At 44.7% G+C, this 9210-nt stretch carries 16 protein-coding genes; 10 read left to right on the forward strand and 6 right to left on the reverse strand.

Going from position 1 to position 9210, the window contains the following annotated elements; genetic code table 11:
• The first annotated feature begins 256 nt into the window (after window positions 1–256).
• From CLFS41_RS00215 to CLFS41_RS00230, 4 genes are all read left to right on the forward strand, one after another.
• Window positions 257–460 carry a DUF1858 domain-containing protein gene (locus CLFS41_RS00215; RefSeq protein WP_007865662.1) on the forward strand — a complete coding sequence of 68 codons (204 nt, stop codon included), beginning with the start codon at window positions 257–259 and terminating at the stop codon, window positions 458–460.
• Between the two features lie 329 nt (window positions 461–789).
• Complete coding sequence (locus CLFS41_RS00220) at window positions 790–1410, forward strand: DUF1847 domain-containing protein (RefSeq protein ID WP_007865663.1); 621 nt, start codon at window positions 790–792, stop codon at window positions 1408–1410.
• A gap of 127 nt (window positions 1411–1537) precedes the next feature.
• Window positions 1538–2605 (forward strand): mannonate dehydratase, encoded by a 1068-nt coding sequence (uxuA, locus tag CLFS41_RS00225; RefSeq protein ID WP_045091094.1) that lies wholly within the window; start codon window positions 1538–1540, stop codon window positions 2603–2605.
• Between the two features lie 28 nt (window positions 2606–2633).
• Window positions 2634–3311, forward strand: coding sequence for a GntR family transcriptional regulator (locus tag CLFS41_RS00230; RefSeq protein WP_007865672.1), 678 nt, complete (start codon window positions 2634–2636; stop codon window positions 3309–3311).
• 89 nt (window positions 3312–3400) lie between these two features.
• Here the strand turns inward: CLFS41_RS00230 and CLFS41_RS00235 are convergent, their stop codons facing one another.
• A complete protein-coding gene (locus tag CLFS41_RS00235) occupies window positions 3401–4150 on the reverse strand; it encodes an adaptor protein MecA (protein ID WP_045091095.1) in 750 nt (249 codons plus the stop codon).
• 214 nt (window positions 4151–4364) lie between these two features.
• On the opposite strand from CLFS41_RS00235, the gene CLFS41_RS00240 reads away from it, so the two are divergent.
• Complete coding sequence (locus tag CLFS41_RS00240; RefSeq protein WP_045091096.1) at window positions 4365–4754, forward strand: protein kinase; 390 nt, start codon at window positions 4365–4367, stop codon at window positions 4752–4754.
• Between the two features lie 134 nt (window positions 4755–4888).
• On the opposite strand, the gene CLFS41_RS00245 is transcribed toward CLFS41_RS00240, so the two are convergent.
• The 4 genes from CLFS41_RS00245 to CLFS41_RS00260 all read right to left on the reverse strand — a co-directional run bounded on the left by CLFS41_RS00245 (window position 4889) and on the right by CLFS41_RS00260 (window position 7423).
• On the reverse strand, window positions 4889–6064 hold the full coding sequence (locus tag CLFS41_RS00245) for a tyrosine-type recombinase/integrase (RefSeq protein ID WP_052665558.1): 1176 nt from the start codon (window positions 6062–6064) through the stop codon (window positions 4889–4891).
• Window positions 6065–6216: 152 nt separating this feature from the next.
• On the reverse strand, window positions 6217–6447 hold the full coding sequence (locus tag CLFS41_RS00250) for a hypothetical protein (protein WP_045091097.1): 231 nt from the start codon (window positions 6445–6447) through the stop codon (window positions 6217–6219).
• 17 nt (window positions 6448–6464) lie between these two features.
• Window positions 6465–6773, reverse strand: a complete 309-nt coding sequence (locus CLFS41_RS00255; protein ID WP_045091098.1) for a hypothetical protein — start codon at window positions 6771–6773, stop codon at window positions 6465–6467.
• Window positions 6774–6784: 11 nt separating this feature from the next.
• On the reverse strand, window positions 6785–7423 hold the full coding sequence (locus CLFS41_RS00260; RefSeq protein ID WP_052665559.1) for an XRE family transcriptional regulator: 639 nt from the start codon (window positions 7421–7423) through the stop codon (window positions 6785–6787).
• A gap of 163 nt (window positions 7424–7586) precedes the next feature.
• Between CLFS41_RS00260 and CLFS41_RS00265 the strand changes: the two genes are divergently transcribed.
• Together CLFS41_RS00265 and CLFS41_RS29955 are read left to right on the forward strand one after the other, a co-directional pair.
• Entirely contained in the window at window positions 7587–7793 is a 207-nt protein-coding gene (locus CLFS41_RS00265) for a helix-turn-helix domain-containing protein (protein WP_045091099.1), read from the forward strand.
• A 31-nt stretch (window positions 7794–7824) separates the two neighbouring features.
• Entirely contained in the window at window positions 7825–7989 is a 165-nt protein-coding gene (locus CLFS41_RS29955) for a hypothetical protein (RefSeq protein WP_161797467.1), read from the forward strand.
• Between the two features lie 7 nt (window positions 7990–7996).
• On the opposite strand, the gene CLFS41_RS00270 is transcribed toward CLFS41_RS29955, so the two are convergent.
• Window positions 7997–8197 (reverse strand): hypothetical protein, encoded by a 201-nt coding sequence (locus CLFS41_RS00270; RefSeq protein WP_045091100.1) that lies wholly within the window; start codon window positions 8195–8197, stop codon window positions 7997–7999.
• A 117-nt stretch (window positions 8198–8314) separates the two neighbouring features.
• Between CLFS41_RS00270 and CLFS41_RS00275 the strand changes: the two genes are divergently transcribed.
• The 3 genes from CLFS41_RS00275 to CLFS41_RS00285 form a co-directional block, all read left to right on the forward strand.
• Window positions 8315–8500: a hypothetical protein gene (locus CLFS41_RS00275; RefSeq protein ID WP_045091101.1), complete on the forward strand. Its 186-nt coding sequence runs from the start codon at window positions 8315–8317 to the stop codon at window positions 8498–8500.
• A 125-nt stretch (window positions 8501–8625) separates the two neighbouring features.
• The gene (locus CLFS41_RS00280; RefSeq protein ID WP_330610879.1) at window positions 8626–8931 is read left to right on the forward strand and encodes a hypothetical protein; all 306 of its coding nucleotides are present in this window, start codon (window positions 8626–8628) and stop codon (window positions 8929–8931) included.
• The coding region (locus tag CLFS41_RS00285) for a Rha family transcriptional regulator (RefSeq protein WP_045091102.1) at window positions 8928–9210 on the forward strand (283 nt) is incomplete at its 3' end. The genes CLFS41_RS00280 and CLFS41_RS00285, both read left to right, overlap by 4 nt.

The following is a 9210-nucleotide window of genomic DNA, read 5'->3' on the forward strand; positions in this document are numbered from 1 at the left end:
TTCCTCTGAACAATCATAGTTTACTAAAAATCATTGCTTTCTGCTGTTGCTTTTGCAACACTTATTATATTATGCACATTGTATACACGTCAATAGTTTTTACTGATAATATTTTTTAACAATCCTTGATAAATCTGGTTAATATGAAAAAAATGTAAGTCTTGTCAAAAAAGGAAATTCGTATTATGATGATAGAAGCGCAGTAATCCGTTATTGTGGGAATACTAATAGCAGAAATAAAAGGAGGTACACTACCATGACGATTGATAAGAGCATGCTGATCGGCCAGTTGATCCAGGTCGATGAGATCATCCCCAACATCCTTATGCGTGCAGGAATGCACTGCTTAGGCTGTCCTGCTTCCCAGGCTGAGTCCCTGGAAGAGGCATGCATGGTTCACGGCATTGACTGTGACACACTGGTTTCTCAGATCAATGAAGTTCTGGCAGCCAAAGGCTGATTGGCATTTTCATAAGTTGAGACAGGAAGGACGTTTGCTGCACCCATTGGTGTGTGACAGGCGTCTTTTTTTCATATCATAGGGGATTTCTCTGAGATTCCCCATAAAATGAAAAAACGCTCAGCGGTGATTGCCCTGTGCCCTCAGTGTACAAGGGCTGACCAAAGGTTAAATATATTTCAGGCCGTAGTGGATTTCCTGTACTTTTTGTGATATACCTGATACAGTGTACTCTCGGAATCTCCTGGTGGTCAGATTTGCGAAAATCAGACGCAAAAATGGGGGCCGGGGAGATTCCGGGAGAACCTACAGAAAGGGGAGGTAAGGCAATGTATACATGCGCATATTGCACGGTTCTGGCCTGCGGTCAGGAACATCCGGAAACCATGCCTGCAAATTGTCCCATGAGGGACCGGAACATGGTGGAGGCCGCGTTTAAGCGGTATGAGGAGGATGAAGTAAAGGATTTTTATATCTGTTCCTCAGAGATTGAAAGCCTGGGATACGGACAGTGGGTCCGGGTAAAGGAAACCATGGAATTCTGCAGGAAAATGGGTTATCACAGGATTGGGCTGGCGTTCTGTAAGGGATTGAGAAAAGAGGCCCGCATACTGGCGGACATACTGAAGAAGAATGGGTTTGATACAGTGTCCGTCATATGTAAGACCGGGGGAATTGACAAGACCAGAGCCGGGATTCCTGATGAAAGGAAGATACATCCCGGAGGGTTTGAGCCGATGTGCAACCCCATCCTTCAGGCAGAACTGCTTAACGGGCAAAAGACAGAGTTTAATATTGCCCTTGGCCTGTGTGTGGGACATGATTCCCTATTCTATAAGAACTCCCAGGCTATGGTGACGACCCTGGTTGTAAAGGACAGGGTCCTGGCCCATAATCCGGCGGGAGCGCTGTACTGCGCTGAGGGATATTATTCCGAAAAACTTCAATAAAATAATGGTCAATAAAATAATGACAATATGAATGGTGAATGCGTATTGACAAAGTCTGTGCCCGAGAGTAATATATTAGTATATTAAGCGTTGCTGATTTAGCATACGGATAAGGAGGACAAAGACTATGGATATGACATTGCGTTGGTTTGGGGAGGGTGTGGACTCTGTTGCACTGGAGCAGATCCGTCAGATTCCCGGTGTAAAGGGTGTGATCACAACCCTGTATGACATCCCGGCAGGGGAAGCATGGCCCATGGAGCGGATTCTTAAGATGAAGGAGCAGGTGGAATCCAAGGGCCTGAAGGTGATGGGAATTGAGAGCGTGAATATCCACGATGCCATAAAGGTGGGCATACCGGAGAGGGAGCAGTACATCGCCAACTATATCACTACCCTGGAGCGCCTGGGCCAGGCGGATATCCATATTGTGTGCTATAATTTTATGCCTGTATTTGACTGGACCCGCTCAGACCTGGCCAAGGTCCGCCCGGACGGCTCCACGGTGCTGGCATATGACCAGAGTGAGATCGACAAGATCAACCCTGAGAACATGTTTGAATCCATGGGAGAGAAGTCCAATGGTTTTGAGCTTCCCGGATGGGAGCCTGAGCGTATGGCCAGGATCAAGGAACTGTTTGATATGTATAAGGACGTGGATGCCGACAGGCTGTTTGACAACCTGGTTTACTTCTTAAAGGCCATCCAGCCTGTGTGTGAGAAATATGACATTAAGATGGCCATTCATCCGGATGATCCGGCATGGCCTGTATTCGGCCTGGCCAGGATCATCACAGGCAAGGAGCAGCTGTTGAAGCTGATGAAGGCAGTGGATGCCCCCTTTAACGGCGTCACTTTGTGCACCGGTTCCCTGGGCAGCAATCCGGAGAACGATATCCCTGATATCATCCGTTCCCTTAAGGGCAGGATTCCATTTGCACATGTGCGCAATCTGCAGTATAATGCACCTGGGGATTTCCAGGAGGCTGCACACCTGTCATCAGACGGCAGTATGGACATGTACGAGATCATGAAGGCGCTTCACGATATTGCGTTTGACGGTATCGTGCGTCCGGACCATGGAAGGGCTATCTGGGGCGAAGTATCCATGCCCGGATACGGCCTTTATGACAGAGCGCTGGGCGCCTGCTACCTGAACGGACTTTGGGAGGCAATAGACAAGCAGAGCCGGTAATCCTTATAACAGACAGGAGGCCGTGTTCATGAAGATTGAGGAAAAGAGATCAGGGGAGACTGCCAGGGAATATGCGTACCGTACCATACGGGACAACATCATTTCCCTGGACCTGGAACCCGGGTCCCCATTTAATGATATGGAGATGTCGCAGCATATTGGCATCAGCCGCACCCCGGTGAGGGAGGCTGTCATCCAGCTCAGCGAGGAATCCCGCATCATAGAGATATTTCCCCAAAGGGGGATGCGGATCGCCCTTATAGATGTGGAACTGGTGGAGGAAGCGCGCTTTCTGCGCCTTGTGCTGGAGAAAGCAGCAGCGGAGCTGGTATGTGATATGGCCGGTGAAGAGGACCTGGCATGGCTGGAGGAGAATATCATGCTTCAGGAGTTCTACATGGAGAGGGGGTCCAGTGGAAAACTTCTGGATCTGGACAATGAAATGCACAGAAAGCTGTTTACCATCTGTAAGAAAGAACTCACATACAATATGTGCCAGCGCCTGGCCGTCCACTATGACAGGATACGCAGCCTTTCCGTGGCAATGGTTAAGGATTATAAGATCATTGAGGACCATAAGAAGCTTTTACAGGCCCTGAAGGCCAGAGATAAACATTTGGCAGTGGATACAATGGATAAACACTTAAACCGCTGGATGATGAACGAGCAGATGTTCAGGGCACAGTATCCCCAGTATTTTAAATGATCAAAACAAGTAAGGGTACCCTTGTATGATGAGGGTAAATATAAGACAACCCCCTGAAGTCCGGATATGGACTTTAGGGGGTTTTGTATTTAGATTTTTGCCAGGTTCTGCAATGCCTGGTCCTGGATCATCACCTCATAGTGTTCCTTAAAGTAAGCCTCACTGGCGCCTTCGCTGGGAAGCTTTGCGGCGTATTCCGCCAGAATATTGCAGACTCTGGAAAAGTCCAGATCCGTGCAGTCCTGACGCTTGATGATCAGATAATACTGCCGCGTGCCGGGCTTTTTGTAGAGGCTGTTAACACCGGTATAGATACCTTCCACTGCCCTGGATGCCTCGCTGATGCGGTCCAGGCTGTCAAAACGGAAAATGCGGCTGCTGCTGACAGCGCCCGTACCCTTTTTGGCAGTTTTGCCGCCCTGTGAGGCGGAATCCGCTTTGCTCTGCGCTTCCTCAACCGTATCCGGCTCCAAATAGTCCAGGGAATCATCTGCGCCCTCCAGAAATTCATTGGCCAGCTGTGACAACAGAGAATCCTGGTTCTCCTCCGTAAATGGGGAAAACTTGGCAAAGCGGGTGTCCAGCTCTTCCGGGTCTTCAATTTTCGTGATGACCAGCATAATGCTTTCGCTGGATAAGGGAATGGCTTCCACCATCAGTGGAATGTCCTCTGCCTCAAAGCCCACTTCATTGGATGCCTTCTGGATCATCTCACGGAACAGCTTCCTGGCTTTCTCCGTGCCATAGGCCAGTTCCACAAGATTAATGTTGCGCACGCTTAAGTCAAAGCTGGTTAATGTACATCGGATCTGGTTGTCATTAATTCGTTCTATCTTCATAGGATCACTTCCTGTTCTATATCAACTGTGGTTTGTCTATCTGCAATTAGGGCAGAAGATAGACTTCTACACTTTAAATATACTACATTACATAGGAAAATATCAATTACTCATTGAAAAATTTAAGAAAAATTTTTGGAAATGAAGATAGAAGATATAACGACCATAGACGAGTGGCAGAAAATAGTATAAAATTTATGTAAGAGATGGACTTGTGACAAAGGAGGGAAGCACAGAGGAGAAGATTTTATTTGGTAAATACCGCCTGCTGCACAAGCTGGGGACAGGGCGGACCGGAACGGTCTGGCTGGCGCTCCATCTGGGTCTGGAGGAGTACAGGGCGATCAAGTGCGTGCCCAGGACGTGTGCGGACTATGAGACATTCCGCAGGGAGGCGCTGATCCTAAAGGAACTGCAGCATCCGGGAATTCCCATGATTTATGACCTGGAAGAAGATCCTGAATATTTTTATTTAATCGAGGAGTATTTACAGGGATACTCTCTTTACACCCTGATCAAGTGTCAGGGCACTCTTAAGCAGGCAGATGCGGTCCGTTACGGAATGCAGATCTGCGGGCTTGTGGAATACATGCACTCTGAATGACAATTCCCCTATTTTTTACAATTTATGGCATTTTAGCAACAGAAATACGTTGTTTTTATTGTGTTTAGAGTGTGCTAAAAGTGGCATAGAAAATTTTAATCGCAACAAATCAGCAACATAATCGCAACACTGCGCTAAATACCATAGTCTACCTTATTAATTTCCTGTAACAGTTCTGCAGGTGTCCGATGCGTATATACGTTTTCAGTCAAGTCCTGAATTGCATGACCCACTATGAGTTTAAGGCAGTACTCATCCAGCCCAGCTTGCTTGGCCTTGGTAACAAATGTGTGACGGGTGTCATGGGGAGTATGCTTTGTTTTCATGTCTTTCATTATGGCTCTAAAACGATGGGAATACATATTGTAGGTAACATCATCGCCCTGTAATTTAAACAGTTTACCAGCACTTACCCTTTGAGAGATTAAGTCATAAATCTTGTCATGGATTGGGATGATTCTATCTTTGCCAGCCTCTGTTTTACTTCCACCAATCATATAGTGCTCTTCCAGGTTGACATTGCATGACTCTAACGCGCATACCTCTCCTGGGCGCAGCCCGGTATATAAACCAACCAATACCATATCCACGCATTCCATATCCAACATCTTCCACAGATATTGTACTTCATTGTCTGGAAATACGATACGGTTGATACTGGCATCTGGTCGGGATACCACATCAGTAAGTTCTGCATAATTCTTTTCTACGATTTCGTATTTCATTGCCCATTCAAAAAGTTTAATCAGGAGACTGCGGACATCAATCCGAATGATAGCTGACTTAGAAGAGTTCTGTATAGCTGTATCTAAGTCCAGAGTTTTTAGTTCCCGGAGTTTTTTATCGTGGATGGAGGCGCAAGCCCGCAATGCATCCCTCCATGCCTTTTTACGGCCTTCAGACAGTTTTTTGTCAGCGAAGTATTTTGGAGCCCATTCTTCATAGGCTTGCGCAATCGTGGTCTCATATTTTTTGTCATAGGGAGTTTTGTTATATTCCATCAATGCTTGATAGGCTTCATTGTAGGTCTTAAAGCTGGCCTTCGGTTCGATAGGCTTCTGTATTGGTTTACCAAAAGGAGTCTTTCCAATAGTTTTTCTGGCATAGTATGGCTCCCGGCGCCTTGGACCAAGGTAAGATATGCTACCAAAACCATTAGGCAGGCGCATCCTGGACGGTGGCTTGGGACGCTGGACTGCTGGGGTACGAACTGATTGCTGGCGTGGATATATGGGGCATCCGCAGTGTGGACAGGCCATAGCCTGGTCGCTTACTTTACCCTCGCATTCTGGACATTTTATAAGTGCCATCAATATCCTCCTTCCTGATGTTGCAACTATTTTTGGGTATAAAAAATACACCCATTGACCGGATGTACGTAAAGATGATATAATATGGTTGTCGAGACCGATATTATCATCCGGCGCATAACCGGCCAATGATATCTACAAATGCTCTTGTGTTAATCGCACAGGGGCTTTTTGTATTTCTTTGGTGTGTATTTTTCTTTGTTTATTTTTTTAATGACAATGAGTGTACGGTATATAGCCTTCATCATACATTCAGTGCTAACGCTATCAAGGTCGAATTGCTTTAACTTTTCTCGTTCCTCAACCATGGAATGTTCAATATCACGCAGATCCCGCTTGTTGAGACCTGTCAGATCAATGGGATCATTTGAATTAATCATCATATTGCCCCCCTCCTCACCTAAGCTGCATCATCAAAAAAATCCATATCGCGTATCCCCTCGTTTACTGATTCAAGGATATCTTTCTTCTCAATGAAGTCGATCCATGCAAAGAGAGAGGTTGAGGAAATTTCTCGTTTTAAGTTGCCGTATAAGTTTTCCACAGATTTTTTCCACATCTCATAAGCTGCGGATTCAACTCGCTCATCAGACCATTTATTATCTCGTTTTGCATTTAAGATGGTCTGATATCGGCGCGCTTTTTGCATAAATGCCCAGTAGCCACTTAGGTTATCTTCCATGTACTCTAAAAATTCCTTGTATTTCATTGTGTACCTCCTTAGAATTTTCCTCTTAGCTCAACTACTTTTCCTATAATACGCACAGGTTTCTCTTCAATCTCTTCATTGGTAAATACTATAGGATCGTAGTGGGGATTGTTTGACAAAAGCATAATGCCGCCATCATATTTTTTTAGACGTTTACATGTGGCCTCATCACCGTTAACCATAGCTATAATTACTTCACCACTTTCTGCATCATCCTGTTGACGAACTATCACAACATCACCTTCATACATTCTTGGCTCCATGGAATCACCATGAATTTGGAGACCAAAAAAGCTACCTGTGGATGCCAATTCTGCTGATATTTCTTCTGTGTCAATAATATCTTCTATAGCTTCGATGGGGACACCAGCCGCAACCCGTCCAAGGACATTAATGGTGACGCCAGGTGCCTTATGCTTAGTGCCATTGGTAATGGGGCCGACATTATTGTCCCAGCCTATAAGATAAGATGGAGAAACATTGAAGACATCAGCTATTTTAGCTATTTTGTCTCGTCTCATATTGGCAATCATTCCGTTTTCCCATTTGCGTACTGTACTTTTCCCTACCCCAACCTTATCCCCAAGTTGTTCTAGTGTCATATTATTTTCAATACGTAATTTTTTAATTATATTGCCCATGTTTGTCATTGATAGTTCCTCCTTATATTGATGAGTTTAACACAAAAGTGTCTTTTTTGCAACATGATAAAATGAAAAAGTGTCTTAAAAGACAAAAAACACTTGACATGACAATACAACTGTACTATACTCGAAGTGTCCTAAATGACACCGGACAAGAGGAGGTGAGGTTTTGAATAAGGATAAATTAGAACATGAAATGAAACGAGAAGGCATTAGCAAGGCAAGAATGTGCGAGGAACTCGGCATAAGCCGCTCTGCTTTTTATAGAAAGTGCAGAGGCAAATCTCAATTTACATTGGAGGAGATACAGGCAATAACCAGGCTATTGCATTTGGACTCTCCGATAAGTATTTTTTTTGATGAAAAAGTGTCTTAAAAGACACAAAATAGGGGAAAGGAGGGGAGAAATGAGAAAAGTACTAATTTATCTAATACTTGGAAAAAGTAAAAAATATCTTTCCATAATCAGGTTAAAGGGGAAGCTATACAAAGTGGATATTCAACCATTTATACCTGCTGGTAAAGAACTTGAAGCATGGAAAAGCGCCCTTGAAAAAGGCAAAGGCGCATGAGAAGTATTTAACGGTCCAATTGTTTGAGATTTGGATATTGATCAGACAGCTTTTGAATAACAGATAAATATGGTGCTTTCTGATTTTTAATAGTAGATTTGTCAAATGGACAATTCTTAGCTGAAGCAATTTTATCAAATTCAGCCAATTGTTTTTGAAAATGTCCGTATATGAAAATCACATCAGTATTTGATAATTCAACGTTCATCGAAAATGTCCCCTTTCTTTTGTACTTAGCGCTGCAACGCCTGTAAATACAGTATACCAAGGAGGGGGAGAAAGTACAACATGTCAATAGGCAGGAGATGGAAAGGAGGTGGGAGAGGTGTGGGTTTCAAAAAAGAAGTGGCAGGCTACAGAGAGAAGATTGGCACACATTGAATCATTGCTTCAACGTATGCCGGAAATGGTTGCTGCTGCCTATTTGATTGAAAAAGAAAAGAATGAAATGTTGCCGTTAGGCAAGAAGTATTCTGATACGGTCATTCTTTGTCCTGCTGAGGAGCGGTAAATCCTCCTTATCCATGTATTTCAGCATGGCAGTGCTGATAAGGGAATTGTATCACGAGGAGGAGAGTAAAACAATATGACAATGGGTTATGTGGAGAGGAATAGTCAAGAAAGGAGAAGCAAAATATGTCAATAGAAGAACAGCAGGAAGCAGTACAGGAAATGCATCTGGCCCAGCAGATAGCGGAGCATGTAGCCCGTATCCTTATGTCAGCGGTGCAACCATACCCAGAGTTTGGTACTGGCGGTGTCCCTATGGCAGTGGCCGCGGAAGTTTACGGAAAGGATGCGGCATGGGTGCGCGAAGGCATAGATGCTGGATGGTTGCCAATAGGCCGGTGTACCAAGCGCCAGAAAAACAGGAGCTTTTACATATCTCCAAAGAAACTATGGGAAGATACAGGCTATGTATGGAAGGGAGAGGACGTATGAACGAATTAGCAAAAACCACAATCACATCAATGGAAGCCGCAGAGTGGTGCGGTAAAGAACATAAAGAATTATTGCGAGACATCAGAAGGTATGTAGGGCAATTAGCCGAGAGCAAAATTGCGCTGGGCGATTTTTTCCAGGAGAGTACATATCAGGATGCGAATAACCAAACACGTCCCTGCTTCCTGGTCACAAAGAAAGGCTGTGAGTTCATAGCCCACAAGATGACCGGCCAGAAAGGAACAGAGTTCACAGCGCGGTACATTAACCGGTTTCATG

It is taken from the genome of Clostridium sp. FS41 (assembly GCF_000954015.1).
Classification (GTDB): domain Bacteria; phylum Bacillota; class Clostridia; order Lachnospirales; family Lachnospiraceae; genus Enterocloster; species Enterocloster citroniae.